Consider the following 13,821-nt stretch of genomic DNA (forward strand, 5'->3'; position numbering starts at 1 on the left):
CCGCCGAAGCCGAGGCCGACTACTATGCACAAACCCGAGACGACCGACCGGTCGTCCACACATAACCGAGGGTGCACCAAACCCGGGACGGTTCATCTCGACACCGCGGGCGCGGAGACCGAAGGCCACGTTCTCCAAGCAGCTCAGGTGGTTGAAGAGCAGGTAGTCCTGGAACACGACGCCGATCGGCCGACGGTCCGGCGTACGAAAGGTGCTCGGCGGCTCGTCCCAGACCGCGGCGTCCAGCGCGATCCGCCCGCTGTCCACTGCGAGCAGTCCGGCGATCGCACGCAGCGCTGTGGTCTTGCCGGCGCCGTTGGGCCCGAGAAGCGCGACGACCTCGCCCGGCTCGACAGTGAGGTCCAGTGCGAGCTCGAAGGAGCCACGGCTCACGCGCAGGTCGGCGTACAGGGTCAACGGAGCCCACCGATCCAGCGCTCGCGGAGAGAGGCCAGTACGACGACAGACACGAGCAGAAGCACCAGACTCAGTACGACGGCCACGTCGGGATCCGTCTCCAGCGCCAGGTAGACGGCCAGTGGCATGGTCGTCGTACGGCCCGGGAAGTTGCCCGCGAACGTGATCGTGGCGCCGAACTCGCCCAGTGCGCGCGCCCAGCAGAGCACTGTCCCGGCGACGATCCCTGGTGCGATCGAAGGGAGCGTCACGCGCCGGAACGTCGTCCAGCGTCCCGCGCCGAGCGTTGCGGCCGCCTCCTCGTAGCGCGGGTCCGCGGCACGCAGTGCGCCTTCGACGGAGATGACCAGGAACGGCATGGCCACGAACGCCTCGGCGACGATCACGCCGGCGGTCGTGAACGGCAGCGAGATGCCGAACCACGCGTCGAGGTGCTGACCGATCAGACCGCGTCGCCCGAGCACCAACAGCAACGCCACACCGCCGACTACCGGCGGCAGTACCAGCGGGACCGTCACGAACGCCCGGATCAGACTCCGGCCGGGCAGGCCGCCGCGAGCGAGCAGCCAGGCAAGCGGGACGCCCAGCAGCAAGCACACAGCAGTAGCAGCAGTGGCGCACACCAACGAGAGCCTCAGCGCCTGCCACACCTCAGCACTGAACAGCCGGCCCGGCAAGGTCGACCACGGGGCTTTGGCAAGCAGTCCGACCAACGGGACGAGCAGGAACGCCAGCCCGAGCAGAGCAGGCAGCAGGAGCACAAGTGGGACGCGCCCGCTCGTACTCCTGCCCCGACGGCTCATGGCGCGTCGAAGCCCGCCGCGGTCAGCACGGCCTTGCCCTTGTCGGACAGCACGTAGTCGACGAACGCCTTGGCTCCATCAGGATTCGGGCCTTTGGTCAGCGTGGCGATGGGGTACTCGTTGACGGCCTTGGCCGACTCCGGGAACTCGATGCCCTCGACCTTGTCCTTGGCGGCCAGCACGTCGGTCTTGTAGACGAGCGCCGCGTCGACCTCGCCGAGGCCGACCTTGGTGAGTGCCGCCTTCACGTCCTGCTCGAGGCTGTCGGGCTGGGCGGTGATCCCGACGGCCTTGAACACCTTCTCGGCGGCCGCGCCGCACGGCACCTGCGCGGCGCAGATCGCGATCTTCTTGTCCTTGTCCGCGAAGTCCTTGATCCCGGTGATCCTGCCCGGGTTGCCCTTCGGCACGGCGATCTCCAGCGTGTTCTTCACGAAGGTCGTCGGCGTGCCCTTGTCCTTGACGTCGTCCATGTTCTTGGGCGCCGCCGAGGCGAAGACGTCCGCGGGCGCGCCCTCGTTGATCTGCTTCGCGAGCGCCGAGCTGCCGGCGAAGTTGAGGTGCACCTTCACGCCGGGGTGCGCGGCCTCGAAGTCCTTGCCGAGCTGGGTGAACGTCCCGGTCAGCGAGGCCGCCGCGAACACGTTGACCTCACCGGACAGCGTCGGCGCACCCGAACTGCCGGACGAGGCCGCCGGGGTGTCGTCCCCGCAGCCGGCGACGGCGAGCACGGCGACCGCGGCGAGGGCGGCGAACGTGGCACGGCGGAACATCAGGCCTCCGGGATCTCGACGACGACATGGGTGGACTTGATCGAGGCGACGGCCACCACCCCGGGCTCCAGGCCGAGCTCGTCCGCGGCCTCACGGCTCATCAGCGAGACGACGCGGAACGGCCCGGCCTGCATCTCGACCTGGGCCATCACGCCGTCCTTGAGGACCCGGGTGACGATGCCGCGCATCCGGTTCCGCGCCGAGGCCGCGGCGGTGTGACCCGGCTCGGGGGAGTCGGCCAGCTCCTGGGCGAACGCGGCGAGCGCCTGCCCGTCGACGGCCATCCGCCCGCTCTCCTGTTTCGACGGCAACCGGCCCTGATCGATCCAGCGCCGAACCGTGTCGTCGCTGACCCCCAGGAGCGCGGCCGCTTCGCTGATCCGCAAGTTCGGCACGAGAGAAAGCGTACCGCCGCAGATGCGGATTGATGCCAGCTTTTCCACAGTCAGAGAACGGTGACGGAAAGTAGTGGCGAGAACTCGTAAGTTAGAGGGCATGAGCACATCGGCGATGCGGGACTACTTGGACGGGCCGCACAAGGCGGCGCGGGACGTCGTGCGGGCCGGCCTGGCCGCGCACGCCGACTTCGGTGACCTGGCGGTGCGGCTGCCCCGCGACGAGTATCGGGACCGGATCCTGGACCTGTTGCTGGAGTCGGCCGCGGACGGCCTGCCCGCGCGGGGCTATCCGAAGGAGTACGGCGGCGAGGCGGACCTGGGCGGGTTCATCGCGGCCTTCGAGACGCTGGCCTTCGGTGACCTGTCGCTGATGGTCAAGGCCGGTGTGCAGTTCGGCCTGTTCGCCGGCGCGATCCTGCATCTCGGGACCGAGCGGCATCACGAGCGTTACCTGGCGGACGCGGTCAGCGGGCGGCTGCTCGGCTGCTTCGCGATGACCGAGACCGGCCACGGGTCGAACGTGCAGGCCCTCGGCACGACGGCGACGTACGACGAGGCGGCGGGAGAGTTCGTCGTGCACACGCCGACCGCGGCGGCGCGCAAGGACTACATCGGCAACGCGGCACGTCATGGGCGGATGGCGGCCGTGTTCGCGCAGTTGGTCGTCGGCGGCGAGAGCCACGGTGTGCACTGCCTGCTGGTGCCGATCCGTGCGGCGGACGGGTCGGCGTTGCCGGGTGTGACGCTGTCGGACTGCGGGCCGAAGCTCGGGCTGAACGGCGTCGACAACGGGCGGATCGTGTTCGACCAGGTCCGGGTGCCGCGCGACGCGCTGCTCGACCGCTACGCCCAGGTCGATGCAGCCGGCAACTACAGCAGCGCGATCGAGAATCCGGACCGCCGGTTCTTCACCATGCTCGGCACGTTGGTGCAGGGCCGGGTGTCGGTCGGCGGCGCGGCGATCAATGCGAGCAAGGTCGCCCTCGCGATCGCGATCCGGTATGCGGTCCAGCGGCGCCAGTTCGGCGCACCGGGCAGCGACGAGGAGGCGCTGCTGCTCGACTATCGGATGCATCAGCGCAGACTCCTGCCGTTGCTCGCCCGGACGTATGCGCTGCACTTCGCGCAGGCGGACCTGGTCGAGGAGTTCGTCCGGGTGTTCAACGACGACCGGGACGAGCACGACCGGCGCGCGCTGGAGGCGCAGGCCGCGGGGACGAAGGCGCTCGGGACGTGGCATGCGACCGAGACGATCCAGATGTGCCGGGAGGCGTGCGGCGGCGCGGGCTACCTCGCCGAGAACCGGTTGGCGACGCTGAAGGCGGACACCGACGTATTCACCACCTTCGAGGGCGACAACACGGTCCTGCTGCAGCTGGTGGCGAAGGGTCTGCTGACTGACTACCGCGAGTCGTTCGGCAAGCTGGACCCGTTGGGCACGGCCCGGTTCGTCGCGGCGCAGGCCGTGGAGATCGCGGTCGAGAAGGCGGCGCTGCGGCCGTTGATCGAGCGGCTGCGCGACGCCGTGCCGAATCGCAGCGACGCCGCCGACCCCGACGCGGGGCTGCGCGACGACGCGTACCACTCGGGTCTGCTGCGGTTCCGGGAGGAGCACATGCTGTCCGGGGTGGCGCGGCGGTTGAAGGGCGGGATCGATGCGGGGGACGAGCCGTTCGACGTCTTCAACCGGTGCCAGGACCACGTGATCGCGGCCGGTCGTGCGCATGTCGACCGGGTCGTCCTCGAAGCCTTCCAGTCCGCGGTGCGGAACGCTCCGGACAATGTCCGGCCGCGGCTGCAGGAGCTGTACGACCTGCACGCGCTGGCCACGATCGAGGCGGAGCGCGCGTGGTACCTGGAGCACGGCCGGCTTTCGCCCGGCCGCTCGAAGGCGATCACCGCGCTGGTCAACGAGTTGTGCGCGGTCGTCCGGCCGGCTGCGGTGGAGCTCGTCGACGCGTTCGGAGTACCGGGCTCGGCAGTGGAGGTGCCCATGGTTGTACCGTCACAGCATGAGTGAGCCGATCGAACCCGCCTCGGCCGCCGAGGCCGCCCGTGAACTCGCCCGGGTGCTCCTGGAGCAGGCTGACGCTCTGGATCTGCACGACCTGCGGGCCACCGGCGCGATCGAGAACGTCCGGGTCCAGGCCCGGGCGCTCGCGGACGCCGTCCACGAACGAGGCTGGGGTGACATCTTCCTCGGGATCGACTCGTACGACCCCGACGAACTGGACGACCTGCCGCTGGGGCCCGACGACTTCGACGACCCCGCGGACTACCGGGAGATCGTCGAGGGCGGCCCGCTGGACGACCTCGAGGAGCTCGAGGAGCCGTTGCTCCCGGAGAACGGCGTCCGGCTGAGCTACCAGGCGCGCTACGACTACGTGGTGACCGACCCGGACGCCTTCGTGGAGTATGTGCGCAGCCGTGCGGACGAGGCGCAGAACGACGAGGTCGTCGACGACATCGAGGACGCGCAGTCGGCGTTCGAGCTGCTCTGCTACCTGGACGGACTCGGCTCGAAGGAGTACGAGTCGTTCGGGCTGGTCCCGGGCGGCGGCGAGGAGTCGCACAAGGTCGTCCAGTTCTCCCTGTGGGACCTGGACCCGACCCGTCGCGACGACACGTACCCGTACTAGAAGAGCCGCACGCACCAGAAAGCTGCCCGCTGTACCGGTCCCCAGCAGCACCGGTACAGCAAGGCAGCCTCCAGAAAGAAACGCCGACCGTGCCGGGCGTTGGTCGCCACCTCACTGGCGACCAACACCCCACCGACACGGCCGGCGTCCTGCTGTTGCCCCGAGAGGGCAGTGGCCCGAAGGAGGGCGGGCCCGCGTCTCATTCCGTGACCGGCAGGGGAGGTACAGTCCGGTCGCGGACGGGAGTGCTGCGGGAACCACCTGGACCTTGCGCCGGCGACCCGTCCGTCGCCGACAACTGAACGTTGTCACGGCGCCCGGCGTACCGGGAATCCTCCGGTTCAAACATTTGCATTGCCTTTGAAGTAAGCAACGCTCAGTAAAACTTCCTTCACTTTCCGTACAGATGTTGCCTTCTGCAACAACTAACCAGTTGTCAAGATTCCCTGCCGGGCCGCACATCCCGTCGTCCGGGGGCCTGATCAGGCGAGTTCGAGCTCCGTGGCCGGGCGGGCCGGGACGTCGCCGTACGTCGTGGTGCGCTGCCGCGCCGGGCGGCCGGCGGCGGTGGCCATCGCCGTCAGTTCGGCGATCGACTTGCGGCTGCCGTGCTTGGAGCCGGCCATCCGGCTGATGGTCTCCTCCATCAGCGTGCCGCCGATGTCGTTGACGCCGCCGTTCAGGACGGCGACGCAGCCGTCGACGCCGAGCTTCACCCACGAGCACTGGATGTTGTCGATCCGGCCGTGCAGCATGATCCGCGCCATCGCGTGCACCGCGCGGTTCTCGTCGTACGTCGGGCCGGGCCGGGCGACGCCGGCCAGGTAGATCGGCGAGTTCTGGTGGATGAACGGCAGCAGCACGAACTCGGTGAAGCCGCCGGTCCGGTCCTGAACCGCGGCGATCGTGCGCAGGTGCTGGACCCAGTGGTGCGGCGCGTCGACGTGGCCGTACATCATCGTCGAGCTGGACGGCAGGCCGACCTTGTGCGCGGTGCTGATCACCTCGATCCAGCTTGCCGTCGGCAACTTCCCCTTGGTGAGGATCCAGCGCACGTCGTCGTCGAGGATCTCGGCCGCGGTGCCGGGGATGCTGTCCAGCCCGGCCTCCTTCACCGAGATCAGGAACTCCTCGATCGACAGGCCGGTGCGTACCGAGCCGTTCACGATCTCCATCGGCGAGTAGGCGTGCACATGCATGTCCGGCACCCGGTCCTTGACCGCGCGCACCAGGTCGGCGTACGCCGTACCCGGAAGGTCCGGGTGGATACCGCCCTGCATGCAGACCTCGGTCGCGCCGATCACCCAGGCTTCTTCGGCGCGCTGGCCGACCTCGTCCATCGACAGCGAGTAGGCGTCGGCGTCGGTGCGCCGCTGCGCGAACGCGCAGAACCGGCAGCCGGTGTAGCAGACGTTGGTGAAGTTGATGTTCCGGTTCACCACGTAGGTCACGTCATCGCCGACCGTCGCCTTCCGCAGGTCGTCGGCGATCCGCGCCAGCTCGTCCAACGCCGGGCCGGTAACAGTCATCAGAGTCAGCGCCTGAGCATCCGAGAGTCCGGCGGGATCCCGCTCGGCGGCAGCCAAAGCCGCCTTCACTTCAGCAGAAATCCGCTCCGGCGAGGAACCCCCGGCTGCGGTTGCTGCTTCTGCGGTGCGCCGTTCGGCGACCTGCTCGCGGAGTACGTCCCAGTCGCCGTAGGCGGCGTCGAAGTCGGAGCGGGTTTCGGTGCGGCGGCCCTCGGTGTCGATCGCGGTGTGGAGGTCGGTTCGTCCGACGCTGTCCCAGCCGCCGTCGGGCTCCTGCCACGGGAGGCCGACCGGCTTCGCGTCCTCGTTCGCCAGGCCGGTGGCCGGGTCGACGAGCGCCTCGACGTGCGAGATCAGCCGCGGGTCGAGCCAGGGCTCCCGCAGGTACTCCGGATGCGCGGTCAGCCGCTCGCGCAACACGAATCCGGCATCGGCGGTCACCTTCGCCAGGTCGTCGATCTGCGGCCACGGCCGCTCCGGGTTCACGTGGTCGGGCGTCAGCGGCGAGACCCCGCCGAAGTCGTCCACGCCCGCGTCCAGCAGCGCACGGCACTCGGCCAGGTCGACCAGGTTCGGCGGCGCCTGGACCCGCACCCGCGGCCCGAGCACGATCCGCGTCACGGCGATCGCGGCCAGCCACTCGTCGAGCGGCACGTCGGCGTCGTTGCGCATCGCGGTGTCCGGCTTCACCCGGAAACCCTGGATGATGACTTCCTGGAGACCGTTGTACTGCCGGGCGATTTTCCGCAACGCGAAAATCGAGTCGGAACGTTCCGTCAGCGTTTCCCCGATCCCGATCAGCAGCCCGGTCGTGAACGGCACGTTCGAGCGCCCGGCGTCCTCGAGCACCCGGAGCCGGACCGCCGGGTCCTTGTCCGGCGACCCGAAGTGCGGCTGGCCCTTCTCCTCGAACAGCCGCCGCGACGTGGTCTCGAGCATCATCCCCATGCTCGGCGCGACCGGCTTCAGCCGCTGCAGGTCCTGCCACGACATCACGCCCGGGTTCAGGTGCGGTAGCAGACCGGTCTCCTCGAGGACCCGGATCGCCATCGCCCGGACGTAGTCGAGCGTGCTGTCGTACCCGGCCTCGTCGAGCCACGTCCGCGCCGCGTCCCAGCGCTCCTCGGGTGCGTCGCCGAGCGTGAACAGCGCCTCCTTGCAGCCGAGCGCCGCGCCCTGCCGCGCGATCTCCAGCACCTCGTCCGGCGACAGGTACGGGGCGTGCACCCGGCCGGGCGTGGTCGCGAACGTGCAGTAGTGACACCGGTCCCGGCACAGCCGCGTCAGCGGGATGAAGACCTTCTTCGAGAACGTGATGATCCCGGGGCGGCCGGCGTCGGCCAGGCCTTGGTCGCGGACCCTGGCCGCGGTCGTCATCAGCGCGGTCAGCGCGTCGCCGCTCGCGCCGAGCAGCACCTCCGCCTCCGCCGGGTCCAGGGTCTTGCCGTCGTCCGCGCGCTTCAGCGCGCGCCGCATCGCTGTCGTCAGTTCTGAGGGGGCCACGAGATCCGAGCCTAAGTCGCGGAAAACGCCGGATCCCGCGATTCCGGCAACCAAAATCAATCCGTACGAACGTCCTGATAGTTTGCTGTTCGTGCAGGTCAGGCGGGGTGTCGACGGGCGCCGGGCGCGTGGTGAGCAGCGCCGCGGCGAGCTGCTCGCGGCGACGCTGACCGTCATCGAACGCGACGGAGTCGCAGGTGTCAGTCATCGCGCGGTGGCCGCCGTGGCCGACGTTTCCGTCGCGTCGATCACCTATCACTTTCCGACACTGGACGACCTGCTGGTCGCCGCGCTGCAGTCGGCCGCCGAGGACCTCGCCGTCGAGCTGCACGGTCGCGGGAGCGAGCTGGGCGCGCGGCCGGCCGACGAGCTGGCCAGGCTGATCGAGCACAGCGTCGTCCGGCGACGCGGCCGGACGCTGGCGTTGTACGAGCTGTACCTGTACGCGGCCCGGCGGCCGGATCTGCGCGAGACGGCCGGGGCGTGGTTGGAGCCGCTGACGGAAATCGCTCGCGCGTTCACCGCGGATCCGCAGAAGGCGAGGCTCCTGGTGGCCGCGCTCGACGGACTGCTGATGCAAGCCCTGATCGGTGCGCGCGACCTGGACCAGGCCGACGTCGCCGCGTTATTGGAGGTGCTGAGGTAGCCGGCGCCGAGTAGGGTCGCGAAGGAACTCGCCATCAGGGAGGTCCCTCGGTGTCAGAGCCCCCAGTGCAGCCCTTGTTCGCGTCCGCGGTCCGCGCCGCCCGGAAACTGCAGGAACTCGGCGATCCGTTACCGGCCGACGCTGTCACCCAACTGTCCAAGCTGGAGAGCAGCTCGCTGAGCGAGGCGGAGCGCCGCAGCCAGCTCGAGACCCTGCTGCGGCCGTTCGTCCTGGTGGACGTGTCGATCGACGAGAAGGGTATGGCGCTGAGCGCGCCCGGTGCCGCGCCGCCGCGCCTGGTCCAGCACGGCTGGCGGAGTTTCCTCGTACGGGTGGCGAATCCGCACCGCATCGAAGCCGAGCTGGCGACGTGGAACGGCGGCACGTACGGACTGATCGACTACCAGAGCCACTCCGCGCGGATCGCCTTGCACGACACGCTGACCGTCGTCCCGCGGATCAAGAACGCATGGCTGGACGCGAAGCTCGCGGCGCCCGGCGAACTGTCCGGTCTCGAGGTCGAGTACAAGGTCATCAGCCTGTACGCCCGCGACGACGGCGTCCGGTCCGGCGGACTGTTGCTGTTCGCCGCGGACCAGCACAACCATCGCAGTCTGAGTCGATCGCCGCTGCAGCTCGCCGGCCAGCGGACGAACTTCGAGCTGCGCGGCTACGGTGCCTCGTTCGAGTTCGACTGTGCGCCGGCGCGCGAGATCCAGCTCGACATCCGCGAGCCCGACGGCCGCAGTTGCATGGCCGCGATCACGATCCAGGACGAGCAGGGCCGCTCGTACCCGTCCAAGGCGATGCGGCTGGCGCCGGACATGTTCTTCCACGAACACGTTTACCGCGCAACCGGAGAGGTCGTCCGGCTGCCCGAGGGCCGGTACCGGGTCTCGGCGATCCGCGGGCCCGAGTACCGGCCGGTGGCCCTGGACACCGAGGTCGGTGCGGAAACCGCAAGCATTCCGGTCGCGCTCGACCGTTGGGTCGATCCGGCGAGCCACGGGTACTACTCCGGCGACCCGCACATCCACGCCGGCGGTTGCTCGCACTACAACGTGCCGAGCGAGGGCGTCACGCCGGAGACGATGATCCGGCACGTCCGTGGCGAGGGACTGTGGCTCGGCAGTGTGCTCACCTGGGCGCCGTGCTACTACCACCAGAAACAGTTCTTCAGCGGTGCGTCGATCAGCCCGCCGGCCGACCTCGAGTATCCGGCGATGCAGGCCGCGCAGGGCATGACGTGGACGCCCAGACCGACGGACCGCGACGGCGAGAGTGCCCTGCGGTACGACGTCGAGGTTTCCGGCTTTCCGTCCAGTCATTCCGGACACGTGATCCTGCTCGGGCTGTCCGACCAGGACTACCCGGGAACGTCCGTGATCGAGGACTGGCCGTCGTGGAACCTGCCGGTGATGCGTTGGGGCAAGGCGCAGAACGCGCTGGTCGGGTACGCGCACTGCGGGCTCGGTCTGGCGGTCGGCACCGAGGAGCTGCCCAACTACATCGTGCCGTCGTTCCAGAGCATCGGCTCGAACGAGATCGTCGTCGACGTCCCGCTCGGCGCCGCCGACTTCCAGTGCGGCGCGGAGTTCGCGCCCGCGTCCGAACTGAACATCTGGTACCACCTGCTCAGCGTCGGCTACCGCACGCTGATGCTCGGCGAGACCGACTATCCGTGCATCTACGACGAGGGCCCCGGCGTCGGGCGTACGTACGTGCAGCTGACCGATCCGCCGTCGGGCCCGCAGGCGATCGAGGCCTGGATCACCGGCCTCCGCGAGAAAGCGTCGTACTTCGGTGACGGCCGCAGTCATGTCTTCGACCTGGCGATCGACGGTGACCTCGGCCGCGAGCATCCGCTGGACGCGCCCGGCCCGGTGCGGGTCAGCGCGGCGGTCGCCGCCTGGCTGCCCGAGCAGCCGCCGGCACCGGCGGCGGGACGTCCGGCGTACAGCGCACCGGTCGGCTGGCACCTCGAGCGGGCGCGGATCGGTACGTCGCGGTCGGTCGTCGTCGAGGTGGTGGTGAACGGCGTCGCGGTGGCATCTCAGGAAATTGTTGCCGATGGCACCGAGCAGGAGGTCGCGTTCGACGTGACCGTGGACCGCTCGTCCTGGCTGGCGCTGCGGATCCTGCGCAGCGTGCACACCCAGCCGGTCTTCCTCGAGGTCGGCGGCCGGCCGATCCGGGCGTCGCGGCGCAGCGCGCAATGGCTGCATGACTGCGTCGACCAGCTGTGGAAGGCGAAGTCCGGGTTCATCCGGGAGGACGAGAGCGACGCTGCGCGGCAGGCGTACGACGAGGCGCAGGCCATCTACCTGTCCCGGCTCGAGGAATGCGAGGTCGACTGATGACTCACCACGCACCTGCCGTGGGGTGTTGCGGGCCGGTGGCGACCGACGCGCCGATCGCGGTCACGATCAACCCGGAGGCTCGGGTGAACGTGGCCCGTAGCGGCGCGCCGATCGGCTCCTTGACGCCGGGTGAGTGGCACCCGGTCGCCGTGACGATCGTCAACGACGGCTTCGTCACCGGGCCGTTGGCGGTCGAATCCGAGCCGGTCAGCGGTCTCCAACTGGAGTCGCCGGCGCACGAGCTCACCGGGGAGCATCGGCAAGAAACCGTGTTCCGCGTTCGGCTCGACGCGCCCACCGTTGTCGACGTGACGCTGACGTTCCGGGCTCTGGGCGCGCTCGGCGGGCTTGCCAACCACAGCACGGTCAATCTGCTGCTGTCCGCCCGGTAGCGCATGAGCTACCCCGAGGTCGGGTGCTGGAGCCCGGGCGCGGCAGCCGCCGGGCCGGTTGGCTGGGTGCATGCTAAGGTTGTCTGTCGGGGCGCTGCGGACCAGGTGGCAGCTGTTCGCCGGCGCGGTGGTTGCCGTCGCGCTCGGGGTCGGTCTGGTGCAGTCGGGGCTGCAGATGCTGGCGGCGACGGATCGGCCGGTGGTGCCGCCGGGGTTGTCGGCGTTCGAGCGGGCCAAGGTCCGGGAGGGGTACGTCGGTGCCGCGACGCTGCTCGGAATGTCGGTCATGCTGGCTGTTTTCCTCAGCGTGTTCATCGTGAGCACGACGTTCGGGTTCATGACCGTGCAGCGGCGGCGCGAGTTCGGGCTGTTGCGACTGGTGGGGGCGCAGCGCGGCTACCTGTGTCTGATGGTGGTGACCGAGGCCGGCCTGCTCGGGACGGTCGGCAGCGTCGCCGGGCTGCCGGTGGGCCTGCTGGCGACCTGGGCTCAGTCGTGGTTGCTCGTTCGGCTGGGGATGCTGCCGGAGTGGTTCGACGCGCCGTGGGACCAGGGTGCGGTGTGGGCGGCGATGATCGTCGGCGTGAGTACCGCGCTGGCCGGCGTACTCGCCGCGGCCTGGCGGGCGTCGCGGGTCAACGCGCTCGAGGCGATCGTCGAGGGGCAGGCGGCGCGGCGGGTGATGACGCGATGGCGCTGGTTCTGGGGGTTGTCCGCCGCGTCCGGCACGGTGCTGCTGGTGATCGCGGCGCAGGCCGCGCGGGACCTCGTGGCCGGGTTGATGATCGGACTGGTGGTGATGATCAGCGGGTCCGTGGCCCTGAGCCAGCTGAGCCCGGTCGTCGTGCCGCTGGTCGGTCGGCTGCCCGCACTGGTTGTCCGGGGCAACTTGATCGCCGACCTCGCGCGGGCCGGCGTCCTGCACGCCGTACGGCGGAGCGCGGCGACCGCGGCACCGTTGATCGTGCTCGTCGGGCTGGTCGTCGGCCTGTGGGGCACGTTCGGGTCGCTGGCGAAGGCGGTCGGGGTCGAGCAGGAGCGGTTGATCACGGCCGATGTCGTCGCCGATCACGCGGTGGCGCCGGGACCCGGGATCACGGCCGCCTCGGTGCAGACCGCCGTACCGATCGCCGTCACACGTTTTCGGAAAACGGTGTACGCCGAGGCGATCGGGATCGATCCGGCGGCGTACCAGCAGACGCACACGCTGCGGCCGCGGAAGGGATCGCTGGACCGGCTGACCGGGCGGACGATCGCCATCGGCCCCGGCATGGCGGCCGAGGGCTACAAGCTGGGATCGACACTCAAGGTTGCGCTGGGCAACAGATCGGTCGCGGTCAAGGTGGTCGCGATCATGCCGGAGACGCTGGATGTGAGCGAGAACTTCTTCATCCCGAGGAGCCTGCTGCCGGCCGGCGGCCGGACCGAGACCCTGGTGAAGCTCGCGCCCGGGGCCACGCTGGACGGTCAGACGGTCGAGCACTGGGCGCAGGCGCGGGGTGAAGCGCAGCAGCGGAGCAACTCCGGGCTGTTCGCCGCACTCATGGGGCTCGCCGGGATCTTCACCGCGGTCGCGGTCGTCAACGCGGTGGTGATGTCGACCGCCGACCGGCGCCAGGAGTTCAGGTTGTCGCGGCTGGCAGGGCTGACGCGAGGGCAGGTCGTGGCGGTCGCCCTGGTGGAGTCGGGGACGGTGGTCGTGGTCGGCGTACTGCTGGGATCGTTGGTCGCCGCGGCCGCGCTGGCCGGGATCGCGGCGGGGCCTTACGGCCTTGCAGCGCTGGCGATTCCGTGGCGGTTGCTCGGACTGATCTTCGCCTCGGCGTTGGTGATCGTGGGAGTGGCCGCGGCCCTCACTGCCTATCGCGCCACGTCTCGCCGGCTCGGCACATACTGAGCAGGACGACGTGATGGAACGGCCGGATCAGGTTGTAGTAGAACCGCCCGGCGGGCCGCAGGAACTGCACCAGGGTGACGACCTTGATCGTCGCCGGCCGCTCGTTGTCGGTGATGAACGCGAGGTATCCGATCAGGTGGTTGTCGGTGACCTTCAGCAGCAGGTAGTGATCCTCCTCGCCGCGCACGACGGTGAAGAACGCGTCCTTCTCGCCCGGCGTGAAGCTCACGGTCTCGGGCCGCAACCGCCGCGTGTCCGGGATGCCGGTCGTGTCGAGGCGGAGCACCGCCGCGACTGCCATCCGGACCGCGAACAACCCCTTGATCCACAACGGACTGTGCCCCAGCGCGCCCGCGACGAACTCCCGCAGCGTGACGTCGCCACGCGCCGTCTTCACATCGATCTCGTCGACGACCGGCACCAGGTCGTCGAGCTCGTGCAGAGTGGTCGGCATCTGAACTCCT

At 69.7% G+C, this 13,821-nt stretch carries 12 protein-coding genes; 6 read left to right on the top strand and 6 right to left on the bottom strand.

Going from position 1 to position 13,821, the window contains the following annotated elements; translation table 11 throughout:
* From ABZW60_RS28225 to ABZW60_RS28240, 4 genes are all read right to left on the bottom strand, one after another.
* Window positions 1-417, bottom strand: a 417-nt coding sequence (locus ABZW60_RS28225) for an ATP-binding cassette domain-containing protein (RefSeq protein ID WP_355481823.1), incomplete at its 3' end; no start/stop codon positions are given.
* Window positions 414-1,220 carry a molybdate ABC transporter permease subunit gene (gene modB, locus ABZW60_RS28230; RefSeq protein WP_355481825.1) on the bottom strand — a complete coding sequence of 269 codons (807 nt, stop codon included), beginning with the start codon at window positions 1,218-1,220 and terminating at the stop codon, window positions 414-416. The genes ABZW60_RS28225 and modB, both read right to left, overlap by 4 nt.
* The gene (gene modA / locus ABZW60_RS28235) at window positions 1,217-1,993 is read right to left on the bottom strand and encodes a molybdate ABC transporter substrate-binding protein (RefSeq protein ID WP_355481827.1); all 777 of its coding nucleotides are present in this window, start codon (window positions 1,991-1,993) and stop codon (window positions 1,217-1,219) included. Before modA ends, modB begins: the two co-directional genes overlap by 4 nt.
* Complete coding sequence (locus tag ABZW60_RS28240) at window positions 1,993-2,388, bottom strand: TOBE domain-containing protein (protein WP_355481829.1); 396 nt, start codon at window positions 2,386-2,388, stop codon at window positions 1,993-1,995. Before ABZW60_RS28240 ends, modA begins: the two co-directional genes overlap by 1 nt.
* A 100-nt stretch (window positions 2,389-2,488) precedes the next feature.
* Between ABZW60_RS28240 and ABZW60_RS28245 the strand changes: the two genes are divergently transcribed.
* Both ABZW60_RS28245 and ABZW60_RS28250 read left to right on the top strand, forming a co-directional pair.
* Complete coding sequence (locus ABZW60_RS28245) at window positions 2,489-4,411, top strand: acyl-CoA dehydrogenase (protein ID WP_355481830.1); 1,923 nt, start codon at window positions 2,489-2,491, stop codon at window positions 4,409-4,411.
* Window positions 4,404-5,030 carry a hypothetical protein gene (locus tag ABZW60_RS28250; RefSeq protein WP_355481832.1) on the top strand — a complete coding sequence of 209 codons (627 nt, stop codon included), beginning with the start codon at window positions 4,404-4,406 and terminating at the stop codon, window positions 5,028-5,030. The genes ABZW60_RS28245 and ABZW60_RS28250 overlap by 8 nt, the downstream gene beginning before the upstream one ends.
* A 482-nt stretch (window positions 5,031-5,512) precedes the next feature.
* Here the strand turns inward: ABZW60_RS28250 and ABZW60_RS28255 are convergent, their stop codons facing one another.
* On the bottom strand, window positions 5,513-8,035 hold the full coding sequence (locus ABZW60_RS28255; protein ID WP_355482987.1) for a bifunctional FO biosynthesis protein CofGH: 2,523 nt from the start codon (window positions 8,033-8,035) through the stop codon (window positions 5,513-5,515).
* 118 nt (window positions 8,036-8,153) lie between these two features.
* Here ABZW60_RS28255 and ABZW60_RS28260 point away from each other — a divergent pair, with 118 nt between their 5' ends.
* The 4 genes from ABZW60_RS28260 (at window position 8,154) to ABZW60_RS28275 (ending at window position 13,357) form a co-directional block, all read left to right on the top strand.
* The gene (locus ABZW60_RS28260) at window positions 8,154-8,708 is read left to right on the top strand and encodes a TetR family transcriptional regulator (RefSeq protein ID WP_355481834.1); all 555 of its coding nucleotides are present in this window, start codon (window positions 8,154-8,156) and stop codon (window positions 8,706-8,708) included.
* A gap of 50 nt (window positions 8,709-8,758) precedes the next feature.
* Window positions 8,759-11,065, top strand: coding sequence for a CehA/McbA family metallohydrolase (locus ABZW60_RS28265; protein WP_355481836.1), 2,307 nt, complete (start codon window positions 8,759-8,761; stop codon window positions 11,063-11,065).
* On the top strand, window positions 11,065-11,460 hold the full coding sequence (locus ABZW60_RS28270) for a hypothetical protein (RefSeq protein WP_355481838.1): 396 nt from the start codon (window positions 11,065-11,067) through the stop codon (window positions 11,458-11,460). The genes ABZW60_RS28265 and ABZW60_RS28270 overlap by 1 nt, the downstream gene beginning before the upstream one ends.
* A 70-nt stretch (window positions 11,461-11,530) precedes the next feature.
* The gene (locus tag ABZW60_RS28275; RefSeq protein WP_355481840.1) at window positions 11,531-13,357 is read left to right on the top strand and encodes an ABC transporter permease; all 1,827 of its coding nucleotides are present in this window, start codon (window positions 11,531-11,533) and stop codon (window positions 13,355-13,357) included.
* On the opposite strand, the gene ABZW60_RS28280 is transcribed toward ABZW60_RS28275, so the two are convergent.
* Window positions 13,314-13,811: a DUF2867 domain-containing protein gene (locus ABZW60_RS28280; RefSeq protein WP_355481842.1), complete on the bottom strand. Its 498-nt coding sequence runs from the start codon at window positions 13,809-13,811 to the stop codon at window positions 13,314-13,316. The two genes, ABZW60_RS28275 and ABZW60_RS28280, sit on opposite strands and share 44 nt — an antisense overlap.
* Between the last annotated feature and the right edge of the window lie 10 nt (window positions 13,812-13,821).

The sequence above is a fragment of the Kribbella sp. NPDC003557 genome (genome assembly GCF_040610805.1).
Taxonomy (GTDB): Bacteria; Actinomycetota; Actinomycetes; order Propionibacteriales; family Kribbellaceae; genus Kribbella.

Bases quoted from the DNA above. Each gene is read 5' to 3' on its own strand.
- modB (WP_355481825.1), bottom strand. From the start codon at position 1,220: ATGAGCCGTCGGGGCAGGAGTACGAGCGGGCGCGTCCCACTTGTGCTC.
- modA (WP_355481827.1), bottom strand. From the start codon at position 1,993: ATGTTCCGCCGTGCCACGTTCGCCGCCCTCGCCGCGGTCGCCGTGCTC.
- ABZW60_RS28245 (WP_355481830.1), top strand. From the start codon at position 2,489: ATGAGCACATCGGCGATGCGGGACTACTTGGACGGGCCGCACAAGGCG.
- ABZW60_RS28250 (WP_355481832.1), top strand. From the start codon at position 4,404: ATGAGTGAGCCGATCGAACCCGCCTCGGCCGCCGAGGCCGCCCGTGAA.
- ABZW60_RS28255 (WP_355482987.1), bottom strand. From the start codon at position 8,035: ATGCGGCGCGCGCTGAAGCGCGCGGACGACGGCAAGACCCTGGACCCG.
- ABZW60_RS28270 (WP_355481838.1), top strand. From the start codon at position 11,065: ATGACTCACCACGCACCTGCCGTGGGGTGTTGCGGGCCGGTGGCGACC.
- ABZW60_RS28275 (WP_355481840.1), top strand. From the start codon at position 11,531: ATGCTAAGGTTGTCTGTCGGGGCGCTGCGGACCAGGTGGCAGCTGTTC.
- ABZW60_RS28280 (WP_355481842.1), bottom strand. From the start codon at position 13,811: ATGCCGACCACTCTGCACGAGCTCGACGACCTGGTGCCGGTCGTCGAC.